The sequence below is a fragment of the Lysinibacillus sphaericus genome (genome assembly GCF_015844675.1).
GTDB lineage: Bacteria > Bacillota > Bacilli > Bacillales_A > Planococcaceae > Lysinibacillus > Lysinibacillus sphaericus_E.
Map to the genome: position 1 here is coordinate 1 of NZ_LDGC01000096.1, position 24,303 is coordinate 24,303.

The following is a 24,303-nucleotide window of genomic DNA, read 5'->3' on the forward strand; positions in this document are numbered from 1 at the left end:
GGATGGAGATTGCCGTCTAGATGTGTTTTTAACTTTTCAAGCGTCTTATAGACAAGGGACATCTTTAACGTAGTAGATAATTCATATGCTACAATTTCTCGTGTTGCGACATCTTTCACGCATGATAAATACGCCCTTTGACCACCTCTATATTGCAGATACGTAATATCTGTTAAGAATACTTTTCCTGGCTCCTCTTGCTTAAATGCACGGTTTAAATGGTTCGGTATACGGCGATGCGCCTCTGTTGCTTTTTCTAACAGACGATATGGATTCGCACGACGTACTTTTGCATATAAATTGAACTTACGCATCAGACGAAGAATCTTTTTATGGTTCATCGGTGTGTCCAGCACATCTACCAGTGCCATATAAAATCCACGATAACCAATTTTCCCTTTCGCTTGATCATAAATTGATTTTAATAAGATGTAATCTTGATAATCAGCTTCTTCACGTAAAGCGTGTTTCTCCCTATTTTGAAGCCACTTATAATAGCCGCTTGGACTGACATTCGCTACCTGACAAAGATGACGAGTCATATTTTTTAATTGATATAAACGAATCGTTTCATTGATGGCTTGGTATTTCTCTTTTGGTGTTAAAAACGATTCTTCTTCGCCTGCCTTTCCATTTCGTCGAGCTTTTTTAACAGATTAAGTTCTGCCTCTAATAGTTGAATACGCGCTTCCGCTTTCTCAAGTTTTTTTTCTGCGGATAAGTTTTCAAGGCGTGGACGACCAGTACTCTCTTTTCCACGACGTTCCTCGTAAAAGCCTTCCTTACCATGTGTTTGATATGTTTTCTTCCAACGGCTAATTGCACTTTGAGCTTTCTTAATTCCTATCAGCTCTAAGTCAAATCCTGCTTCTCTGAAGATTTGGACTGGACCTTTTCCTTGTAAATTTGCCTGAACAGCTTTCAATTTAAAGTCGGCTGTATATTGAATTGAGCGGTCGGATACTGAGGCGACATTTGGATTCGCTTCAATTTGTCTGCGTTGGTGCTCGTTAAAAATTATTTTACTCATGATGTTCTCCCGTTCATAAATGGTATGGTTAGTATAACGGGGTTTTCAAACGTTGAAAATAGAAAAACCCCGAATAGGTCCACTTTTTTTAAAGTGTCCACTATTCGGGGTTCAGTTCAAAGGTAGGAAATTAACTCTTTTTTTTATACTATAAATCTTGAAGTTCATTAACAGTGATAAATTTATAACCCTTATTTGAAAGTTCCTTTAGTATACCTTCAATTGTTTGGAGCGATTTGCCCGTTTCATCATACATTGGATGCAGCAAGATAATCGAACCAGGTTCAATATTCTCAGTCACATATTTTACTTTGTCAGAAACCGTTGTGTAAAAAGTATCTGGTTCAAGGTTCCAAGTTATAGTTTCTCTTTTATGTTTATTAAGGTAATACGGCAACCCTATCAGCTTTTTCCCATTAGGTGGCCGAACATCAATTTCACCTTTGTAACCTGTATTTTGAATCAATTGATCTGTCTTTTCTATTTCATCTTTGTAGTAAGAGGGTGTTTTGAAAATCATCCGATTATGCGAATAGGTATGATTCCCAATTTGATGTCCTTCTTCTGCAATTCTTCTTGCTTCCTCTGGAAATTTTTCTATTTCTGAACCTATCAGAAAAAAGGTAGCTTTAGCATTGTACTCTTCTAATAGCGGCAATATCTGATTTGTGTTACCCGCCGGACCATCATCAAAAGTTAAAGCAACTACTTTTTGATTCGTCTCTACTTGTTTGGTTAAGCCCCCAAATAACTGATACGTCCTAGAATTCATTAATTTATAAGTGCCTAGTAGTAGAAGGAAAACTAAGAGAATCCCTATCCCAATCAATACCAACTTCTTTTTCACAGCAATCCTCTTTCCATTCAGGAGTTTTAAATACAGTTTACCATTTTATCATAAAGCGTTAGTCCTTCCAAATCAAAGGCAACAGCAACAGCCAAAAATATTCTGTATTCTTTTCTTCGTCAAAAATCAAATTTAGAAAGTTCTCCCGAATACTGTTCTGCCTACTTTTTGTTGAGCAGTATTAAATAAAATCGTTTTGAAATTAAGGCTATTTTAGCATTCCTTATTAAACTATCCTACCCTGTTAGTGCAACAAGAAAGGTTAGTTGAAGAGCAACAATCTTTGCGAAAACAGCCTATTTTTAAAATGTTACTCCAAGAAAATATCCTATAGAAATAAAAATAATTACCCATATCATCGCACCAAAACAAGCAAAAGCCAAAAAAGTACTAAACTTCATCTGTGTGATTCCAGACATGTAACTTGTAACGTGTCTAATCCCCGGAACAAAATATCCTATAATTATTGTCCACGGTCCAAAACGATGAAACCATCGTTCAACTTTAGTAAACCGTCTATTATTTAGTCCAAACCACTTTCCATATTTTATTATTAATGGTGTTCCTAATTTATTTCCAATTGCATAGCTAAATACCATACCAGTGGATGCGCCTAAAAAGCTTAAGATAATACTCAATAGAAAGTTTAAATGTCCCTCATGACACAAAAACCCCACAAACGTCATTAAGATCTCATCAGGAATGGGTAAGCCAATTATTCCTAAAGATAAGATTAAAAATATAGCTAGATATCCATATTGACTTATAAAACTGCTTATGAATTCCACGAATAGTTTCTCCTTTTTTAATACAAATCGTTACCTATATCATTAAACATCATATATTCCCCCATTTTTTCATTTAAAACACTCCAAGGATTAAAAACGGAGAGGCAATTAAGATTAAATAATCGTATTTGATTGACCTATTAATGATCAACGCATTCAATCTTAAATACCATATGTTATCGATGTTACTAAGTTATGTAAAAATTTAGTTCGTATCTATACAAAGTTCTTGTAAAATGATCCAATCACCAAGATTTTATAAGAAACTTGATGATAACCCATAAAAATGATAATATTCCTCTCTGTACATTTTTACAAGTACTCTTCATAATACAACATCTACTATGAGTTAAAAAGAGGTGTATTGTGAATGAAACAACAACATTCGTTCAATAGGTTAAATTTTGATAATATCCATGAATAAATAGTAAAGGAATTTATCAATTTGCTCATTTTTTATGTATGAAATATTTTCCATTATTATACTATCAATCAAATTTTCAATAAAAACGGGGCTAGTCCATAACGAACAGCCCCGTAGTCCTTACTATTAATAATTAGAATCTGCAATTAATCCGTTCATAATAGCAACACCAGAACTTGCTCCAATACGAGTAGCTCCAGCCTCAACCATCTTTTGCATATCTTCTAAGCTTCGTACACCGCCAGAAGCTTTTACACCTAAATCTGGGCCTACTGTTTTACGCATTAAGGCAATATCTTCTGCAGTTGCGCCACCAGTAGAAAAACCTGTTGATGTTTTCACATAGTCAGTACCTGCTGCCACAGCTAGCTCACATACTTTTACTTTTTCTTCATCAGTTAGAAGGCAAGATTCAATAATTACTTTTACAAGTGCGCTACCTTTTGCCGCTTCAACAACTGCAGCAATATCTGCTTGCACAAGGTCATAGTTTTTATCCTTTAATGCACCGATATTGATAACCATGTCTACCTCTTTTGCACCGTTAGCAATCGCATCTTTCGCTTCGAATGCTTTAACAGCTGGTGTGTTAGCACCTAAAGGGAAGCCAATTACTGTACAAACTAAAACATCTGAGCCTTGTAAAAGCTCGCTGCTATATTTCACCCAAGTTGGATTTACACAAACAGAAGCAAAGTTAAATTGTTTTGCCTCTGCACACAATTTTTCGATTTGCTCTTTTGTAGCTTTAGCCTTTAATAATGTGTGATCAATCATACGTGCGAAATTTTGTTCCATTTTATTAGACTCTCCTTCTATCAACAAGTTGTACGTACCTCTCTGGAATCATAACATTTTTTAACGTTTCCGTCTAATTTTGAATGAATGCAATTAGATGAATTCAAATTTATTTTAGAAACAACTCCATTATCCCTAGGCAAAATCTTCTCTAGAGTCGGACTGCTGAAAGAAGTCAATGCAACTACAATGTTTTGATCAAAAATACTAGCAATAACGACTGATCCAACTGTTACAGTTGTAAATCCACCTATTAACATTGGTGTCTCAATATTTCAACGGGTATTCGCTTCGCTTTCGCGGGTATTTAGCCACCTACTGAAAGAAGTTAAAATATAGCAAAACACCGTTCAAAGTTTGAACGGTGTTTCTATTCATAGGTACTCTTTTGTTATTTTATAGTTTCTAATACACGAACAAATTGTCCTTTAGAATGAGGATATCCAGCTTGTGTAATTTTCACTTTTACAAGCTGACCGATTAGGCTTTCAGGACCTTCAAAGACTACTTTTAAGTAATTATCAGTATAACCTGTTAAAAGCCCTGCCTCACCGCTTTCATCATGCACGAATTCCTCAGGAATTACCTCTAGCACTTGATCTTCAAAGCGAGAAGAATATTCCTTCGCTAATTGATCATTTAAAGCGATTAATCGGTGAACACGTTCGTTTTTAATGTTTTCGTCAATTTGGTCCTCCATGCGCGCAGCTGGTGTACCTGTACGTGGAGAGAACGGGAATACGTGTAATTCAGAAAACTTATGGTCACGAATAAAGTTATATGTTTCCATGAACTCTTCCTCTGTTTCACCTGGGAAACCTACGATTACATCAGAAGTGACAGCCAAGTCTGGTAACGCTTCATGTAGTTTAGTTAAACGTTCACCGAAGAACTCCATTGTATACTTACGACGCATACGTTTTAAAACTGTATCTGAGCCAGATTGGATTGGAATGTGTAGGTGGTTAACAACGATTTTTGATTCACGTAAAACTTCAATCACTTCATCTGTTAATTGACTTGCCTCAATCGAAGAAATACGAAGGCGTTTTAAACCTTTCACATTTGCCTCTAAATCACGTAGAAGCTGGGCTAAATTGTAATCTTTTAAGTCTTGTCCATAGCCACCTGTATGAATACCAGTTAGAACAATTTCAAGATACCCTGCATCCACTAGTTGTTGGGCTTGGCTCAATACTTCTTGAGGATCTCGAGAGCGCATTAACCCACGTGCCCATGGAATAATACAAAACGTACAGAAGTTATTACAGCCTTCTTGTATTTTTAAAGATGCGCGTGTACGGTCTGTAAATGCAGGCACGTCTAATTCCTCATATACACGATTTTTCATAATGTTACGCACAGCATTAATTGGTTGGCGTTCAGTAAGATATTGATCTATGTAGCCAAGTAATTTTGTACGATCCTGTGTTCCTACAACAATGTCAACACCAGGAATCGCCATAATTTCAGCTGGAGAAGTTTGAGCGTAACAGCCTGTAACACAAATGACAGCGTCTGGATTTTGACGAATAGCTCGACGGATAACCTGACGTGATTTTTTATCCCCTGTATTTGTTACTGTACATGTATTAATGACATAGACGTCTGCTTGACGATCAAACTCCGTACGATCATAGCCTTCTTCTTTAAATAACTGCCAAATTGCTTCTGTTTCATAATGATTTACTTTACAACCTAATGTATATAGAGCTAGGGTTTTAGGAAGCGTTTCACTCATAATAAATTTCATCCTTTCAAGATTGCATTACATTTTGTTTCTTAACTTTTAATTATTATTTGATGTCCATAATTTATAGATACGTGAACTATAATAACACAAACCTTTTGAAATCAGTACTTTTAAGATACTTTTTTATGAATGACCAGGTTCTATTCATGGAGAAAGGCACTCATTATTAAAAATGAGTGCCTTTCTTTCATCTCTCCAAATCTCAAATATTACCTGCATAATCCCGTGGAATATTCCGAATTTTTTCAAATAACCTATTTCTTTATAAAGAAGTGGAAATTATATGTAATAGATGGTAATATTTTCTATGGGTGGTAATTCCATTTTTCTAAAAAACCATTCATAATAATCTATAAAAGAATGGGGGTCTTTAATGAAAAAAACTATCTTAATTAGAATATTGGCATTTATAGCCGTATTACTAATACTTTTTTCAGATGGGATACAATCTCATGATTTTCTTTATCTTTTAATTGTCGTTTTTTTCATTGGTGTTCCGTGGTACAAGTTTTTCAAAAAATAAATTTAAGATTCAGGAGGAATTGTACGTGAAGAAAAAGTTAATCTTTTTGGTAATGATCATGTTTTTAGCATTGCAACCCCTATCTGTAAATTTAGAAGGAGCTATTGCTAAAGAAATAGGTGAGAACAATGATTGTAATAGCTGTTCACAAAAATTACCTTTACAAATGGAACAAGCAGGTTTTTTAAAAAATAATTTAGTAATAAACGATGTAAAAGAAGATTTAGATATAGCGGAGAATTTTAATCATAGTGAGTACAATAAAGATGATTTCGATTGGAAAAATATTGAGTTCATGGATTTCGGCAAGGATAAAGATGGTTTAATGATTCCTTATAAGCAGAACAATGAAAACTTTGATATTCGTTTATTGACTGCTTATGATAAAACAACTGGTGAAGTTAGTGATGATTTTATTATTATGAAATCAGTTCTTGATATCGAAAATAATGAAATTGAAGTTACCTACTCAACATTAAATGATGAAAAAGTGGTTGGCATGACTCTTGATGTAGGCACAAATGAAGTTATTGACAAAAAAATATATAACGAAGTATCTCCAACTGATAGTGGTGAAGCAGGTTATTGGAGCGATACTTGGGATTGTTTAAAAAATGCTTGGAAAAATGCTCCTGAACTTACGAAAGAATTATGTTCCGCTGCTTGTCTCTCTGTAATATTTGGCGGAAATATTGTAGGTATAGTAACTTGCGCTAGTTGTTTAGGCGCTCAAGCTATGGTATGCCTTATTCACTAACAATTAAATAAATATTAATTATCTGAGGCTGGGACATAACTAATTTGTACTTTATGAAAAACGTATAATTTTTAAATTAGCAATGAATATAAACAGAAAACCCGAACAATTACGAAACACAGGCTGAGCGTTTCGTGATATAGTTCGGGTTTTTCATTGGCTAAAATCCTTGTGTCCCAGCCTCTTTTTTAGCCGATCCAAGTTTTACTTGAATCGGCTTTCTCATTTGGGAAAAGGTCAACCTAGAGTATGGAAACTCACGATTTTTGATCGCTCGTTACTCATAATATATATCATCCTTTCAAGAGTACACTACAATAAATTAAATTATCAACGTGTCTTATAATAGCACAAATAAATATAATGAGCCTAGCTTTTTGGCTAGGCTTCAAAAAATATATAAATGAAAAGTATTTACTAATAAGAGTTCCTCTACTAAAAATACAAATAATATAAAAGAAAAAAAGTCCAATTTCAAAATAAATTGCAAAAAGGCAGTTAAAAATTAGATTCACTCTCTAACTTTCAACTGCCAACTCAAATAGTAAATTTTTATCAGTGCCATTAAATAATTTTGGGCAGTTTTTTCAATTACGTTTTCTTAGAACAACCCTTTAATTTGTGCTGTTTGTTCTGCACATCTAAAAACTAGATTAAGGACTAACAGGAGGAGTAAGTCCTAAAAGAACAGGAGTTACTACAGTACTACCCGCTCCAAGGCGAACTTGTTGAACTTGCAGTACTTTTACTGTAAGATCCAGAACAATTTTTTCGCGTAATGTGCTGAAAGTACCTTCTGGTGCTGCCATAATTGGTGAAAAATCAAGTTCAAAGAAGTTTGCAGCAACTAACTCGCCGAATGGTTGTTCATTGTATTTTACAAGATTTTGGAAGAAAGCCTTATCCAATCGAGCATCCATTTGAGTTCTTTCATTCAGGAAATTCGCTTCGGCAAACTCAGAAATTCCTATGATTGGAGTAGTGCCTCCAGGTGTTTGTGGGAAATTAAGTTCTGTAAAACCAGAAAACGGAACGTCTGCAATTCTATCACGAAGTGCGCCATTACATGCCGATGAAGCATATTCAATATTTTTACGAATATGTCCTGCTACAAATAATTTAGCTCTTGTTACTCTAAAAAAGTCAGTGTTATCAATACGTGCAAATCTAACCGGTACTAATTTAACTTGATTTAGGAATACATTTTTTTTCACTCTTTTGATTTCAGTTGCTGCAGGAGTAAGCGTAATATCTGACTCCACTACTATTTGAAGTGTTGGCTCCGCAAGTACAACTGGAACTTTAATAGTTGGAGCTGTAACTGGTGTAGCGATTAGTGGAGTAGCCTCACTATTTAAAGGTATTTGTTCAGTGGATGCTACAGGACAAGGTAGCATTTGATTTTCTAATTGATCACTCAAAAAATTCCCTCTTTTCATTTTTTGTCATTAGAGAGCGCTCTCTATATTGCTAGAATATGTAGCTATTAAATCTACACATGGACGTATATACTAGTTATTTTCGATATTAAAAAAAGGGATTTTTTAAGCTGAGAGATAAGTTTTAATTACTCGCTAGACTCTTGACTGTCATAACGGACTCGAATTTTCTGTACTTGTAGCATATGGATGATTAATTCTAATACTATATTTTGGCACAATTGGTTTGAATGAATTAATGACTCATCTTGTGTAGGAACTGCATTCGTAGTGTGAAATGTAGTATATTCAATATTTTGATTTATAAAGCCTTCAATAAATAATTTTCCCTTTAACGCTGTACATGTCCCATTATTCAATGATTGGGAAAACTGACTAGGTACGAATCTACAATTTGTTAGTACTACCTCATTCGAGATGTCTTTTACTCCCACAATCCCTTTGTCAAATTGAATAAATTCTTCAAGACATATTTCAATTTTATATTCCCCTACTACAACCGGAACTCTAATATGCATAACATCATCGGAAGCGTAAGAGTTATTATTTGTTTCTCCTTTTTTAATTGATTGTGTGTTATGTAAAGGAACTACAACTGATTTAGACGGATTACTCGCCTGATTATTTTTTTCATAAGTATCTTTTTTCATTAAAAATATTATTTCATTAATTTTTGAGTGAACTAAACGACAATCGGGCTGTTCAGGATAATCCGTTGAAGTATTAAATAGTTTGGTTTCAAGTTGAGGAGTTAGTTGATTGTTTAAATCAAGAAAATCAAATGTATTTTTAACAACCTCACCACAAATAGGAGCATGAAGAAAATCATTAATTTCTATATGAGTAGAAATTAGACTTTTATTGGTTATAGAACATATTTGTCCTTGCGCTGAACTTGTAGATACACTACTATCACCTGTAGAATTGTTTTTCTCCATCTCTTCTGTATCAATCTCTACATCAACTTTAGCAGAGATGTGTAGCGCGCTATTAGGATCTATATGCGCTGCTAGATCCTCTTCTTCCACAGGACTGGTTTCATCCACCCCTTCTTTATTAAGGAGATCATTCATTTCATTCTCTACATCAACTTCAGAAGGGCTGTGTAACTCAGCATTAGAATCTAAATGCGCTGCTAGATCCTCTTCTTCCACAGGACTGGTTTCATCCGCCCCTTCTTTATTAAGGAGATCATTCATTTCATTCTCTACATCAACTTCAGAAGGGCTGTGTAACTCAGCATTAGGATCTATATGCGCAACTTCCTCTTCTTCTACAGGACTGGTATCATCCGCCTCTTCTTTATTAAGGAGGTCGTTCATTTCATTCTCAACATCAATTTCAGGAGGAATGAGTAGCTCACTATCGGGATTTAGATGCGTTACAAGACTGGTTTCATCTTTTTCTATAGCAAGGTCATTATTTATAAAATCGGCATTGAAAGAATATGAAATGTCACCTGTAGTATCTAGTTGAGGTGTATGATCTATCTTTTTCTTGGGTTTAATTTGATAATTACAATTGATGAAAACTTTTTGTTTGGAACTTATTTCTTTCATTTTTCTAAAATTAATCCATGGAGTTTTCATTAGTTCACTCCTAAATAATGTATTGACAAATAACGTGCAACAGGTGATTTGTAAAAAACTCCTAAGCATTTTTCCAGCCAAGACAGCTTTTCGGTCAAATATTCAGACTTTATGCGCCATGTTCAAAATCCGTTTCTTCAAGAAAACGCACACTATAACCCTTTTTCGTTTTTAATCCATGAAACTCTTTTTCTTTTCTAAGCGTTGCACTTATAATTACAATCCATTTTATGCATTACTTTTACTTTTGCCACTCGGTAATTTCCAAATCTCAGTAGAAAATTCGATATTAATGCGTTTAAGTCGATTACTTAAATAGAACATATCTATCTTTCCATTATTTTGTTTTCAACCCGATAATATATAGCAAAAAGGCAGTTAACAGTTCTATTCAATCAAACTGTCAACTGCCAAAACTCAAATATTGGATTTTCAATATGCCTCTAAATGCCCGCTTTTATCTACTCGCTCCTCTAAAAACTAATGAATTAACAAGGATTAGAAGGAGGATTAGGTCTAACTGGTGGATCAGCAGGACTAACCGGTGGAGTCAATCCTGGTAAAACAGGAGTTATTACAGCACTACCAGCTCCAAGGCGTACTTGTTGAACTTGCAGTACTTTTACTGTAAGATCTAGAACAATTTTTTCACGCAATGTGCGGAAAGTACCTTCAGGTGATGTCATAACTGGTGAAAAATCAAGTTCAAAGAAGTTTGCAGCGACTAACTCGCCAAATGGTTGTTCATTGTACTTAACTAAATTTTGGAAGAAAGCCTTATCCAATCGAGCATCCATTTGAGTAACTTCATTCAGGAAGTTCGCTTCGGCAAACTCGGAAATTCCGATGATTGGAGTAGTGCCTCCAATTGTTTGTGGGAAAATAAGTTCTGTAAAACCAGAAAACGGAACATCAGCAATTCTATCTTGTAGCGCTCCATTACATGCCGCTGAAGCATATTCTATATTTTTGCGAATATGTCCTGCTACAAACAATTTAGCTCTTGTTACTCTAAAAAAGTCAGTGTTATCAATACGTGCAAATCGAACAGGCACTAATTTAACTTGATTTAGGAAAACATTTTTTTTTACTCTTTTGATTTCAGTTGCTGCAGGATCCAGCGTAATATCTGATTCCACAACTATTTGAAGTGTTGGTTCTGCAAGTGCAACTGGAACTTTAATAGTTGGTGCCGTAACCGGTGTAGCGGCTAGTATAGTAGCCTCACTATTTAATGGTATTTGTTCAGTTGATGTTACTGGACAAGGTGGCACTTGATTTTGATTTTCACATTGACCACTCAAAAAATTCCCCTCTTTTCATTTTGTAGTATTCGAGAGCTCTCAGTATCAGAATATGTAGCAATTAAATCTATGAATGGACGCGTATACTAGTTTTTTATTCATTTAAATAAAGGGATTTTTGAGCGGAGGGTTAAAAATGAACACAATGCCAGCTACTCACCGTTGTGGCACCTGATTTGACAACGTTCCTTCAACATGGGATTTTACTAAAAAAACCGATTCAAAGTTTTTTGAATCGGCTCTACTTATAGGATTACCTAAGTTTTCAAACCTTGCACGACTGCATATATACGCAATAATAATGATGTTTACTCATGCACTGTGTGAAAACCTCTTTTAACAATGCTAAACGCTGTCTCATTCAAATTCATAAGATATTGCAGATAGTGCATAGAGTGGTGCCGTTTCTGCTCGTAAAATTCGGGGTCCTAAAGACATCGTTTGAGCACCTGCTTGAAGCAGGGCATCCGCTTCTTTTCGTGCAATGCCGCCTTCAGGACCAAAGATAATAAGAATAGATTTTGACTTCTTGTCATACACGTTTTTTAGCTTCTCTGCAAACCTTGTACGTTGTTCTGCTTTTGCATCTTCTTCATCCGCTATAAAAACGGCGTCGAAATTGTCTACTTGTTCTACTAGCTGTTTGAAAGAAATCGGTTCATATATTTCTGGAATATGTGTACGATGGGATTGTTCAGCTGCTTCTTTTGCAATTTTTTGTAGACGCTCTTGCTTTTTGGCACCTTTCTTTTTATCCCATTTAACGATGGAACGCTCCGCTTCAAATGGCAACAAGGCAAACATTCCAAGCTCTGTCGCCTTTTGTGTAATCAGTTCTAACTTATCACCCTTCGGCAACCCACATGCCACCGTTACATGGATAGGTAACTCTGGTGAAGGAACGATCTCACCCGTAGTTTGAACGTGTACCTCATCCCCTTCAAAGGCTGAAACTTCACAAATATGAGCTGTATTTTGTGCGACAACTACGATTTTGTCGCCCTCTTTCATACGCATTACCCGTTCAATATGTCGGGCATCTTCTCCGCTAATTCGTGCTTCCTCTATGGTTGTCTCAATAAAATATCGCTGCATTTAACCGTACTCCTTTCTAAAAAGAAGAGAAAACGCCAAATCACAAGCACTCGGCTCCCGATTTGGCGCTTCCTCAGTCCACTTATTGTGGTCGACGGGCAATGATCGCTACCCAATCTTCCATTAATAATACTTCTTCGATAACAAAGCCTGAAGCTTCTAGTGCTGCTTTTACATCATCACGTTTTGCGGCAATGATGCCTGAAGTGAGATATAATCCACCCGGTTTAACAATTGAAAATGCATCGTCAGTAAAGGACATAATAATTTCTGCTAAAATATTAGCCACAACGACATCAGCTGGTTCCTTTACAGTATCCAATAAGTTCCCATGGAATACTGATACTTTATCATCCACTTTATTTAATGCAACATTTTCTTGTGCTGAACGTACAGCTACTTCGTCTAAATCAAGTGCATGCACGCTCTTAGCTCCTAGTAAGGCTGCACCAATTGATAGAACGCCCGAACCCGTTCCGATATCGATAACCATATCTTCCTCTTTTACAACCTTCTCAAGCCCCTGTAAACACATAACAGTTGTAGGGTGTGTTCCTGTACCGAAAGCCATACCAGGATCTAATTCAATAATTAGCTCATCTGTTGATACTGGTACATACTCTTCCCATGTTGGTACGATTGTAAAGCGTTCAGAAATTTTTACAGGATGATAGTATTGCTTCCATGCTGTTGCCCAGTCTTCCTCGTTAACTTCCACAATCGAAACAACATTTTCACCAATATCGATGTTGAAGTTCGTTAGATTTGTTATAGCTGCCTTAATTTCTTCGACTGTTTCATTTAAAAAACTAGACTCCGATAAGTAAGCCTTAACAATAACACCATCTTTCGGAAAATCCGCTTCATTTAGCGCATAAATTTCACCATACTGATCTTCTCGTGGTTTCGCAAATTCTGCAGAATCCTCAATAACCACACCACTTGCCCCTGCTTCATGCAAAATATTCGAAATTGCTTCTACCGCTTCATTTTTTGTATGAATGGATAATTCTGACCACTTCACGTAGCTCTTCAGCTCCTCTAATTATTCACCTTGGAATTTTTTCTTAATTTTATCGAATAGTGTGCTTCCTTGCTCTTCAGGAATATCACCACTGATTTCTGCAAATTCACGTAGTAATTGCTTTTGTTTTTCTGTTAATTTTTCTGGCGTTACAACTTTTACTGTTACATATTGATTCCCTGTGCCATAGCCATGGACGTTTTTGACACCTTTGTCTTTTAGACGGAATTGTGCACCTGACTGTGTTCCCGCTGGAATACGTAGTTTTACTTTCCCATGAACAGTCGGAACTTCAATTTCATCACCAAGAGCTGCTTGTGGGAATGTCAGTTTTAGTTCGAAATAAATATCATCGCCATCACGCTCAAACTCTTTATGCCCTTGAACGCGGAACATAATATATAAATCCCCCGCAGGTCCTCCATTTATACCTGGCTCACCTTGATTAGACACACGAACTTGCTGACCATCGTCAACACCTGCTGGAATACTAACTTTGATTTTCTTACGTTGTTGAACTTTTCCTTCACCACGACAAGTAGAACATTTTTCTTTAATGATTTTACCCGCACCTTGACATGTTGAACAAGTACGGCGATTCATCATACGGCCAAATGGTGTATCTACTGCCTGATTTACTTGACCAGCACCTTGACATGTTGAACATGTCTCAGGATTAGTACCTGGTTTTGCACCTGAACCTTGGCAAGTATTACATTCTTCATCTTTAGGAATTTCGATTTCTGTTTCTTTTCCGAAAATTGCTTCCTCAAACGTAATATTCATACGATATTGAAGGTCATCACCTTTGCGTGGTGCATTCGGGTCCTGACGGCGACCGCCACCACCAAAGAATGAACTGAAAATATCCTCGAAGCCGCCAAAGCCGCCGCCTCCGAAGCCACCACCAAAGCCTGCATTTGGATCCTCGTGGCCAAATTGGTCATAGCGTGCTTTTTTCTGATCGTCACTTAATACTTCATAAGCTTCAGCGATTTCTTTGAATTTTTCATCTGCACCTGGCTCTTTATTAAGGTCAGGATGGTATTGCTTTGATAATTTACGGTATGCTTTTTTAATTTCATCTTTAGAAGCCGATTTCGTTAAACCAAGCACCTCGTAGTAATCGCGTTTCTCCATGATTCACACTCCGCTCTTTTTGCATAAAATCTATTGTATCATGCAGTTAAAAAAACTGCCTCTATTTTATTATTAAATATACATTACAATTGTTGTACCAAAGGGGTTGATTAATCATTATTATCCATTCTTATTAATTAGAAGGCTCTGATTTCCACTCCGGACTACTCGCTTTGTTGCTGCCGCTTCGCTTTCGCACAGATAAAACATTTGTTGCTGCCGCTTCGCTTTCGCATCCTGTGACAACGCCTTCGTGACCAACATCGTGTTAGCCTCAGGGTCTCGTCTGCCTCGCTTTCCCGCGGGAGTCGAGTAGCCCTACGCTACAATCAGTAAAAATGGACATTCATTAGCAAAATATCAATAAAAAATCCTTTTATCAACCAATAATAAACCTATATTTTCCTAATCCATGTATTTTCCCTTTTCTCACAAAAAATCTAGCAACTAGACGACTACATGGTCATAGGATATAGCTAAACATAAAGAGAAAAGCCAAAGCCGCAAGCGGTCTTTGGCTTCTTCACTTAACTGTGTTACTTACTATTATTTATCGTCTTTTACTTCTTCAAAGTCAGCGTCTACGATGTCGTCTTTTTTACCATCGCCAGCTTCTGCACCTGCTTCGCCACCTTGAGCTGCTTGAGCAGCTGCTGCAGCTTGTTCATATACTTTCATTACTAGTGGTTGTAATACACCTTCTAGTTTTTCTTTAGCAGATTTAATGCCTTCTAATTCGCCAGCTTCAAGCGCTTTTTTCAGTTCATCACGAGCATCTTCTACAGATTTTTTCTCGTCTTCTGTAATTTGTTCGCCTAAATCAGCAATTGTTTTGTCAACTTGGAACACTAATTGGTCAGCTTCGTTGCGAAGATCTGCTTCCTCTTTACGTTTAGAATCCGCCTCAGCATTTGCCTCAGCATCTTTTACCATACGTTCGATTTCTTCCTCAGATAAACCAGAATCAGATTGGATAACAATTGTTTGTTCTTTATTTGTACCAAGGTCTTTCGCTTTAACAGATACGATACCATTTTTATCAATATCGAATGTTACTTCGATTTGTGGTACACCACGTGGTGCTGGCGGAATATCCGATAATTGGAAGCGACCTAATGTTTTGTTGTCAGCTGCCATTGAGCGCTCACCTTGTAGTACGTGAATATCTACTGCTGGTTGGTTGTCAGCTGCAGTTGAGAATACTTGTGATTTAGATGTTGGAATCGTAGTATTACGGTCAATTAATTTTGTGAATACGCCACCCATAGTTTCGATACCTAATGAAAGTGGAGTTACGTCAAGTAGAACTACGTCTTTAACATCTCCAGTTAATACGCCACCTTGAACTGCAGCACCCATTGCTACAACTTCGTCAGGGTTTACACCGCGGTGTGGTTCTTTATTAGTTTCTTTACGTACAGCTTCTTGTACAGCTGGAATACGAGTAGAACCACCAACTAAGATTACTTGGTCAATTTCAGATGTTGAAAGACCTGCATCAGATAATGCTTGACGTACTGGACCTACTGTACGGTTTACTAATGGTAATGTAATTTCGTCAAATTTAGCACGAGTTAAAGAAATTTCTAAGTGTAATGGACCCGCTTCACCAGCAGTGATGAATGGTAAAGAAATTTGAGTAGAAGTTACACCTGATAAGTCTTTTTTCGCTTTTTCAGCTGCGTCTTTTAGACGTTGCATAGCCATTTTATCTTTTGAAAGGTCAATGCCGTTTTCTTTTTTGAATTCTGCTACAAGGTACTCGATAATAGCATCGTCGAAATCGTCCCCACCTAGTTTGTTATCACCAGCTGTTGCTAATACTTCAAATACACCGTCACCTAATTCAAGAATAGATACGTCAAATGTACCGCCACCAAGGTCAAATACTAATACTTTTTGATCTGTATCTTGTTTATCTAAACCATAAGCAAGTGCAGCAGCTGTTGGTTCGTTGATAATACGTTCAACTTCTAAACCAGCGATTTTACCAGCGTCTTTTGTAGCTTGACGTTGAGCATCGTTGAAGTAAGCAGGTACAGTAATAACTGCTTTTGTTACTTTTTCACCTAAGTAATCTTCAGCATAACCTTTTAAGTATTGAAGAATCATTGCAGAAACTTCTTGTGGCGTATATTCTTTATCTTCCACTTGAACTTTTTCAGATGTACCCATTTTAGATTTAATAGAAATAATTGTGTTAGGGTTTGTTACTGATTGACGTTTCGCTACTTCACCAACTTGACGTTCTCCGCCTTTAAATGCAACAACAGATGGTGTTGTACGGTTTCCTTCTGGGTTTGGAATTACTTTTGGTTCTCCGCCTTCAAGTACAGAGACACATGAGTTTGTTGTTCCTAAGTCAATACCGATAATTTTGCTCATTAAAATTTCCTCCTATTATTGAAACGCAAATGATGCGTTTTCTAACTAATAATTGTAATTAACTAAATAGTACTAAGTCTATTCGTTCACAGATACCATCGTTGGGCGTAATACGCGATCCTTTAACATATAACCTTTTTGAAGCTCGCGTAAGACAACACCAGACTCTTTTTCACTATCTTGCTCCTGCATAACAGCTTGGTGAACATTTGGATCAAATTGCTCACCTTCAGCTTTAATAATTTGCAAGCCTTCCTTCTCAGTTGCTTCGATCAGAGAACGGTATACCATTTCAATACCTTTTACGATAGAAGCCGTTTCTTCTGAAGTCGCTTCAACTTGTAAGGCACGCTCAAAATTATCGATGACTGGCAGTAAATCTGACAGTAAAGTTTGAGCGCGATACTTTTCAGCAGCCTCACGATCAAGTTGGTTGCGACGACGAATATTATCGAAGTCAGCACGTAAACGTAGATGACGGCTTTCCTCATCATCTAGCTTTGCTTGTAACTCAGCTAGCTTTGCTTCGTACTGTTCTTCAATTGTTAATTCGACTTCTTGTTCTTCTACTTTAACTTCTGTTTCTTCTACTTTAACTTCAGTTTCTTCTACTTCATTTTCAGCTTGTACATCTTCTTGTACAAGGTCTTTGTTTTCAGTTGTTTCCGTCACTTGAAATCCTCCTCATTATCAATCACTACGATTCTTCGTAAAGGCTTGTGTTAAATCCATGCGCATTACATCTAGTAAAGCAACAACACGTTTATAATCCATTCGTGTTGGACCAATAATTGCTATAGCCCCTTGCTGTTCTTCACCAATAGAATAAGTGGTCGTAATGACACTACAGTTTTCCATTTCTAATTGTTTATTTTCCGAGCCTATACGAATATGAATGCCCGATTCATTAGGATGGAAGAGCGACTGCACTTGGCTAGTCGTTTCCATTAAGTCCAAAATCATACGGACTTTATTTAAATCGTGGAATTCCGGTTGGTTGAACATATTTGTTTTACCACCATAAAAAATTTTACTTTCCGAATTATGCATCGTCGCTGTCACGAGAGAGCGAATAAAATCATCCGCTGATTGAACATGCTGTTGTAATACTGCTAGCACTTCAGCTTCGAGTTTTTTATGAATATCTTCTAATGACTCACCAATTAGACGTTCATTTAAGATATTAACCATTTTCTCTAAATCAGAAGCGGTAAAATTAGGAGGTAAACTAAACATGCGGTTTTCAACATGTCCATTATTTGTTACGATAATCGCTACTGCTTCATCGCTAGAGAGTGGCACAATTGAAAATCGTTTAACACGATGTCTTTGGACATCTGGTCCTAAAAGAATCGATGTATACGATGTCAGCTCCGATAAAATATTGGCTGACTTCCGGATAATATGCTCTACTTCTACTAAGCGATCATTGAAAATTGATTGGATTTGCTGAATGTCCCTTGAATTAATGCCTTGTGGGCTCAACAAATGATCTACATAAAATCTATAACCCTTTTCCGAAGGCACTCGACCAGAGGAGGTGTGTGTTTTTTCCAAGAAGCCTAATTCCTCTAAATCCGCCATTTCATTTCGAATTGTGGCTGGACTAAATGTAATCTCTTGCTTTTTGGAGATTTGGCGAGAACCTACCGGCTGTGCAAACATAATAAAGTCATCTACTATAGCTTGCAATATTTGTAATTGCCGATTTGTTAGCATGATTATCACCTCTGTTAGCACTCAACTAAGAGGAGTGCTAATACTATTATTAAGTTATCAAATCCTACATTTTATGTCAATGATATCGCTCAATCTTCTAATAAAAATTGTTGAAATACTTCATTCCCTACAAAACGACCTTTTCGAGTAAGGCGAATTCCTTTAGTATCATGCTCCAATAGACCTTCTGAAACTAATTTTTCTATGATATGTGAGTAATGCCTATGCATGGATTCATTAAATTTTTCTTCATATATAGTGTGTGTAATTCCTTCCGTTTTACGCAGTCCTAAAAACATTTGCTCTTCACATTTTTCTTTCTTTGTTACAACATGTTCATATACAATTGGTAGTTCTCCTGCATTTACTGCATCCATATACTTTTTCAATGGTCCATGATTTGAATATCGCACACCTGCTAGATATCCATGAGCACCCGCACCAAAGCCTGCATATTCATCGTTTTCCCAGTATATTTTGTTATGTGTAGAACTGAAACCAGATTGAGCAAAGTTGCTTATTTCATATTGATGAAGTCCATGTGCCTCCATCTGGTTCATTAACACCTCGTACATATCCGCTTCAAGATCTTCAGTTGGTAAATGAAGCTTACCTTTTGTGTATTGATTATAAAAAATCGTTTTCGGTTCAACGATTAGTGAATAAGCGGAATAATGTGGTATATCAAGCGCGAACGCTTTTTCTAAAGTATCCTTCCATTGTGCAATCGTTTGCCCTGGCAAGCCGTACATTAAATCCAAACTAATGTTTCTAAAGCCTACCTTTTTCGCTAAGTCAATTGTTTCATAGACATGTTTGTTGCTATGTGTACGGCCAATCTTTTTTAACAACTCTTGATCAAAGGATTGCACACCCATGCTTATGCGATTTACACCGCCAGCAAATAATGCCTGTAATTTTGCTTCTGATAGCTCGTCCGGATTGGCCTCTGACGTAAACTCCGTCACACTGCCCATTGGAATGTACGTACGGATAAGTTCAAGAAGTCTCTCTAATTGTTGCGGCGTTAATGCTGTTGGTGTACCGCCTCCAAGAAATATCGTTTCGATTTTTTTAAAACTTTCAGGATATTTTTCAGTCGCAAGCTCCATCTCCTTGCCAAGCATTTCTATATATTCATCAACTGGTTGATTTTTAAAATAAAATTTATTGAAATCGCAATAGTTGCAAATTTGATGACAAAAAGGAATATGAATGTAAACACCTCGTGCCATAGCTATCCCTTCTTTCTCGTTAGTCTTTTTCCATTTCCTCATTATAAACAATCGTGACATGGAACGCCATGAATCCAACCAGTTAAAATAACTAAATCAAAATTAAATGGTATGGACATTATTTATCTATAACAATTGCACGACATCAATCCTGCTGGACATTTTTAAAAGCACAAAAAAATCAAACCCACTGCAACAAGTGGGTTTGATTCATCAAGAAAAGAATAAAATATATTTTTGTGTGTACTTAATAACATACAAATCCTATACAAATGCCAATTAAAACGAGCAAATAAGGTTGAATTCCCCAACGTATCAGGCACAATAAAAAAGAGGCTGCGATTACGATGTCTAGTCCATTTTGAATTGTCAGTGTAACAATCGGATGAATAAAAGCTGCAGCTAATATGCCAACAACTGCTGCATTTGCACCAGCCATCGCTCCTCTTAATCCGGCAATACGATTAAGCGTTAGCCTAAAAGGCATTGCCCCTACTATTAGCAAAAATGCTGGTAAAAAAATCGCTATCGTTGCAATAATAGCCCCTGGCACCCCAGCAATGACCATTCCTATATAAGAAGCAAACGTAAATAATGGGCCTGGGACTGCCTGCGTCATTCCGTAGCCTGCTAAAAAATCGGAAGAACTCATTAATCCACTTTGGACAAACTGTGCCTCAAGTAAAGGCAACACAACATGACCTCCACCAAACACTAATGCACCTGATAGATAAAATTTTTCAATCAACATAAACCATTCATATTGAATAAATGGGCTAGCGATTGGTAAACCAATAAGTAATAGAACAAACAGCGCTAAAAAACATATACCGGTCATTTTTGAAATCGGCACAAGCGTTTCTTTTGGGTTTTCTATTTGATTAGTCATCTTACAAAAGAGATAGCCTACAAAAGAAGCAACAATAATAGTAGTTACTTGAGCAAGCGGATGAACCCATAAAAGGACTACTGCAAGTGCTAACAAAGCGATTATAAAATGGCGAATACTAGGGATTAATTTTTTGGACATTTCTATAATAGCTTGTGCGACAATCGCAACAGCCACTAATTTTAAGCCATGAACCAAGCCCATATCCATCCCTGTATATGCAGAAAAATACGCAAATGCCATAAGGAGCAAAACCGATGGTAATGTAAAACCAAGAAATGACACAATACTCCCCAATAAACCGCCTCTTAATAAGCCAATACCCATCCCTACCTGGCTCGATGCTGGCCCAGGTAAAAATTGACTGAGCCCAACTAGTTGACTATATTCTTTATCAGATAACCATTTACGCTTCTGAACATATTCATTTTGAAAATACCCTAAATGAGCAGTAGGACCCCCAAAGGATGTACAACCTAATTTTAGTGAAACTAAAAAAATTCCCCATAACCTTCGCAATATCTTCAACTACTTTCAAATGTCTATATATTCATATTACATTAAGTAATCATCTTTTTAGTTTAAGATATTGTAAAATTTAAAAGTTACGGATGTAGGTTTCGTTATTTATCTTCAATTTTAATAGCGGAGCCCAGTTCACTTCCATTTTTAGCAACTGGAATTAGCTCATAGCTATTACCAGTTAAGTATAATGCATCGAGGCGGACACCCCATTTCGTATAATCTTCATTTAAAGGATAAGCAGAGTTAATGTGCCAAGTTTCCCCTGACGCTGATTGAATTTTAAAATGTATTGCTTCATTTAATAAGCTTTTCTCGGAATGAAAATAAACCGTTGTAGATATTGGTGTAGAAACAACCTTTTCTATCGTTATTTCCTGACCATCTAACAGCTTTGCTTTTTTCTCAACAGAGAAGGTATTTCTATCTTCCTGTAATTGCTCTTGTGAAGCTTCCACTTGAAATTCCCATGGATCGTCAATCTTTTTTTCCCCGTTCCAGTCGTTATAACGAATATCTACATTTAATATTTTATCTTCTGGTAGTTCACTTAATTTCACACTACTATAAATTGTATACTTTTTATCGGATTGTTGGATTGTCTGTCCTCCATTTCTAACCGTGAGCTCTTTTCCATTCACAAAAACTTGTGGAAAGAAAAAGATTTGATTGTCGAAATTTAAGTCCTTAACTGGCTTAAAAGTAGCATTCAATAATATTTGGTTATCATCAATGATTATTTCATTTAACGTTAAACGTCCAAGAGCATTTTCAGTAGTTTTGTCGACAACTGTTTTGTATGCTTCAAAATTCAACTCTTTCTTAAATAAAAAATAATAAACAATGACACAAGTAGCTACCAATAAAAGCAATACTACAATAAACCATATTTTGCGTCCTAGATTTCCCTTTGGCTGATTCTCAACTAGAAGCATATCGGACATCATGTACACCTCATTTTAAAGAAAGTATGTCTGCACAAAAGCTTTTTATTTATTGTAGTTTTCAGTTGAACATTATATAACCTCTAACGTTGTCTTGATTTGGCTGATTTCGCTATGTATCTAAAGGAATAATGTATATTCCTTTAATGTTGTTGCACATCTTGAAGAACAAAATGGTCAATGAAATGTTTCTGATTGTTGCAGTACATTAAATTAGAGTGATTTCTCATGCCTGAAAATATATGCTATGCGAAGAGCTTTATTCCTTACTCTTGATGGCGAACCTTTTTGGCCTCTTCCATTAAATAATCTACAAACAACTCATCTTTCACTAACCATGCTTGGTAATTTCTTTTTAAAAACCATTCCGCTTCATAAAAACTTGTAAAGATTTGATCTAATGGCAGTTTATTTTTTTCAATTATCCAATCAAAATCACTTATTGAATATAGGAGGAAATTTTCTTCTTCAAGGTTTTTATACATTGTCCCAAACGAAGAAAACCTTAAATTATAGCGATTTCTTTTGGCGTCTTCCGGTATTGGTGCTATATGAAATGTTTGTGTTACATACTGTTCATAAGCTTCATCTGTTAAAGAGCAACCAGCAGCTTTTTGATGCCCTCCTCCTCCGAATTCTGCTGCAATAGCCGAAACATCTACGTGATCATGAATCGTTCGAAATGAAATTCTTTTGCCACCCATATTTAATATTGCTATAAAATCAAGGTGTACATTTTCTTTCCCCAATTCATTTCCAAGCTCTGAGTGATAAGATTCTGCATACACTACACCTGTAAAGTAATCTCCTATCGATGTTTGTACTAGCTCCCGTTTTTTTCGGCGGATGTACCGTTCTATTTTCTCTTCTTCCATACGCAACATTTTCTTTTCAAAATCATCAAAGTCAAAGTGTTCGTTTGTCTTTAAGCGTTCAAGCATTTTTTCTTCAAAGTCATCAATTGACACTAAAAAAAAGAGAGTGTTTAGCCGACGTGCTTGTTGATTATCATTCTTTTCCCATTCCCATGTATCGTACTGTCTCACTAACTCTACAAATTCTGTGATGGCATTTGTTTGTTCTAAAAATCCATGTGAAACAAGGTACTGATAAAATAAGGATGTTGCTGATGTTAAATATCCATTTTCATCTTCTACTATTACTTTACCCCATCCATAATCGTTCAAATGATAAGCTGTTTTATGATGATCAAGCAGTTGTACATTACCAGTTGCGGTATAATAATTATCTAATCTCTTTTCATTTTCCTCGTTTGGAGATAAGTCTGTAATAAATAAAAAAGTACCTTGGTCGTTCGTGTCTAAAAAAAATTCAATCTCGCGATCCAGCGATGAAATCGAATTGTACCTTACCTTCACTTGATCTTGAAAAGCAAGTTTGGCTAAAATTCCACAACCTATTCCATCTAAATCATTATGCGATAGCAATTTATACATTTTTTCACCTCCCAACTAGTATGGTTTAACATTAAAAAATTATCGGTATTGTAAGGAGTATTTATGCTGAAAAAGAGAATTACTAATTCGGTCTATTATTCATTGTTGCTTTAGGGTTTGGTACATATAAGTTGATGAATGCTAAATCGTTCCAACTATTTGGCACTATTACTTCACATTTCGAAACACATCAGAAGGTCGTAGCATTAACTTTTGATGATGGCCCTACTAAAAATGTTAGCACCATTTTATCCTTATTAGACGACTACAATACGAAAGCAACTTTTTCTAATTGGGAAGGAAATTGAGGAAAATCTAAATGAAGGAACTATATTGTTATAATAAAACGCTTACTCCCTTCGAGTAATACTCCCTTCTCATTAATAGTCATAAAGCATTAAAAAATCCGCATTTATTTATTAAATGAAAATTATTATATCCATAGTATTCATCATAAAATATTTCTTTTCCTCATAGTATTTTCCTTTCACTAACTTTGCAATAATTCATAAAAAAAACGTCATAAAAACCCTTTAAAATCAACATTTACAGAAATAATTCGCTATATTATTTTTCGAAATATTTCGCCATCGTAATAAATCGAACTATTTAGAAATATCTAAATTAATTTTCTGATAAAA

At 36.0% G+C, this 24,303-nt stretch carries 18 protein-coding genes and 2 pseudogenes; 2 read left to right on the top strand and 18 right to left on the bottom strand.

Annotated features, from left to right (window positions below; genetic code table 11):
* From ABE34_RS24085 to mtaB, 5 genes and pseudogenes are all read right to left on the bottom strand, one after another.
* Positions 1-1,030: pseudogene (locus tag ABE34_RS24085) on the bottom strand (IS3 family transposase); the annotation flags it as partial.
* Between the two features lie 148 nt (positions 1,031-1,178).
* Positions 1,179-1,877 carry a polysaccharide deacetylase family protein gene (locus ABE34_RS24090; RefSeq protein ID WP_197144921.1) on the bottom strand — a complete coding sequence of 233 codons (699 nt, stop codon included), beginning with the start codon at positions 1,875-1,877 and terminating at the stop codon, positions 1,179-1,181.
* A 302-nt stretch (positions 1,878-2,179) separates the two neighbouring features.
* Positions 2,180-2,665 carry a VTT domain-containing protein gene (locus ABE34_RS24095; RefSeq protein WP_197144922.1) on the bottom strand — a complete coding sequence of 162 codons (486 nt, stop codon included), beginning with the start codon at positions 2,663-2,665 and terminating at the stop codon, positions 2,180-2,182.
* A 550-nt stretch (positions 2,666-3,215) separates the two neighbouring features.
* Complete coding sequence (gene deoC, locus ABE34_RS24100; RefSeq protein ID WP_197144923.1) at positions 3,216-3,887, bottom strand: deoxyribose-phosphate aldolase; 672 nt, start codon at positions 3,885-3,887, stop codon at positions 3,216-3,218.
* 391 nt (positions 3,888-4,278) lie between these two features.
* Positions 4,279-5,628, bottom strand: a complete 1,350-nt coding sequence (gene mtaB / locus ABE34_RS24105) for a tRNA (N(6)-L-threonylcarbamoyladenosine(37)-C(2))-methylthiotransferase MtaB (protein WP_197144924.1) — start codon at positions 5,626-5,628, stop codon at positions 4,279-4,281.
* Between the two features lie 560 nt (positions 5,629-6,188).
* Here mtaB and ABE34_RS25315 point away from each other — a divergent pair.
* Positions 6,189-6,920: a hypothetical protein gene (locus tag ABE34_RS25315; RefSeq protein WP_241747225.1), complete on the top strand. Its 732-nt coding sequence runs from the start codon at positions 6,189-6,191 to the stop codon at positions 6,918-6,920.
* Positions 6,921-7,573: 653 nt separating this feature from the next.
* Here ABE34_RS25315 and ABE34_RS24115 read toward each other — a convergent pair.
* The 13 genes from ABE34_RS24115 to ABE34_RS24175 all read right to left on the bottom strand — a co-directional run bounded on the left by ABE34_RS24115 (position 7,574) and on the right by ABE34_RS24175 (position 23,662).
* Positions 7,574-8,341 carry a CsxC family protein gene (locus ABE34_RS24115; RefSeq protein ID WP_197144925.1) on the bottom strand — a complete coding sequence of 256 codons (768 nt, stop codon included), beginning with the start codon at positions 8,339-8,341 and terminating at the stop codon, positions 7,574-7,576.
* Positions 8,342-8,487: 146 nt separating this feature from the next.
* Positions 8,488-9,948 carry a BC_2427 family protein gene (locus tag ABE34_RS24120; RefSeq protein WP_197144926.1) on the bottom strand — a complete coding sequence of 487 codons (1,461 nt, stop codon included), beginning with the start codon at positions 9,946-9,948 and terminating at the stop codon, positions 8,488-8,490.
* A 488-nt stretch (positions 9,949-10,436) separates the two neighbouring features.
* On the bottom strand, positions 10,437-11,252 hold the full coding sequence (locus tag ABE34_RS24125; RefSeq protein ID WP_197144927.1) for a CsxC family protein: 816 nt from the start codon (positions 11,250-11,252) through the stop codon (positions 10,437-10,439).
* Between the two features lie 357 nt (positions 11,253-11,609).
* Positions 11,610-12,347: a 16S rRNA (uracil(1498)-N(3))-methyltransferase gene (locus ABE34_RS24130; RefSeq protein ID WP_197144928.1), complete on the bottom strand. Its 738-nt coding sequence runs from the start codon at positions 12,345-12,347 to the stop codon at positions 11,610-11,612.
* A gap of 82 nt (positions 12,348-12,429) precedes the next feature.
* The gene (prmA, locus tag ABE34_RS24135) at positions 12,430-13,371 is read right to left on the bottom strand and encodes a 50S ribosomal protein L11 methyltransferase (protein WP_197144929.1); all 942 of its coding nucleotides are present in this window, start codon (positions 13,369-13,371) and stop codon (positions 12,430-12,432) included.
* Positions 13,372-13,392: 21 nt separating this feature from the next.
* On the bottom strand, positions 13,393-14,511 hold the full coding sequence (gene dnaJ, locus ABE34_RS24140; protein ID WP_197144930.1) for a molecular chaperone DnaJ: 1,119 nt from the start codon (positions 14,509-14,511) through the stop codon (positions 13,393-13,395).
* A 546-nt stretch (positions 14,512-15,057) separates the two neighbouring features.
* The gene (gene dnaK, locus ABE34_RS24145; protein ID WP_197144931.1) at positions 15,058-16,896 is read right to left on the bottom strand and encodes a molecular chaperone DnaK; all 1,839 of its coding nucleotides are present in this window, start codon (positions 16,894-16,896) and stop codon (positions 15,058-15,060) included.
* Positions 16,897-16,974: 78 nt separating this feature from the next.
* A complete protein-coding gene (gene grpE / locus ABE34_RS24150) occupies positions 16,975-17,568 on the bottom strand; it encodes a nucleotide exchange factor GrpE (RefSeq protein WP_197144932.1) in 594 nt (197 codons plus the stop codon).
* Between the two features lie 18 nt (positions 17,569-17,586).
* Positions 17,587-18,615, bottom strand: a complete 1,029-nt coding sequence (gene hrcA / locus ABE34_RS24155) for a heat-inducible transcriptional repressor HrcA (protein ID WP_197144933.1) — start codon at positions 18,613-18,615, stop codon at positions 17,587-17,589.
* 89 nt (positions 18,616-18,704) lie between these two features.
* Entirely contained in the window at positions 18,705-19,850 is a 1,146-nt protein-coding gene (gene hemW / locus ABE34_RS24160) for a radical SAM family heme chaperone HemW (protein ID WP_197144934.1), read from the bottom strand.
* A gap of 247 nt (positions 19,851-20,097) precedes the next feature.
* Positions 20,098-21,267 carry a chromate efflux transporter gene (chrA, locus tag ABE34_RS24165; RefSeq protein WP_430982181.1) on the bottom strand — a complete coding sequence of 390 codons (1,170 nt, stop codon included), beginning with the start codon at positions 21,265-21,267 and terminating at the stop codon, positions 20,098-20,100.
* Positions 21,268-21,362: 95 nt separating this feature from the next.
* Complete coding sequence (locus ABE34_RS24170; RefSeq protein WP_197144936.1) at positions 21,363-22,208, bottom strand: DUF4179 domain-containing protein; 846 nt, start codon at positions 22,206-22,208, stop codon at positions 21,363-21,365.
* A 263-nt stretch (positions 22,209-22,471) separates the two neighbouring features.
* Positions 22,472-23,662 (bottom strand): DHH family phosphoesterase, encoded by a 1,191-nt coding sequence (locus ABE34_RS24175; protein WP_197144937.1) that lies wholly within the window; start codon positions 23,660-23,662, stop codon positions 22,472-22,474.
* Between the two features lie 63 nt (positions 23,663-23,725).
* On the opposite strand from ABE34_RS24175, the pseudogene ABE34_RS24180 reads away from it, so the two are divergent.
* Positions 23,726-23,989: pseudogene (locus ABE34_RS24180) on the top strand (polysaccharide deacetylase family protein); the annotation flags it as partial.
* Positions 23,990-24,303: the final 314 nt, after the last annotated feature.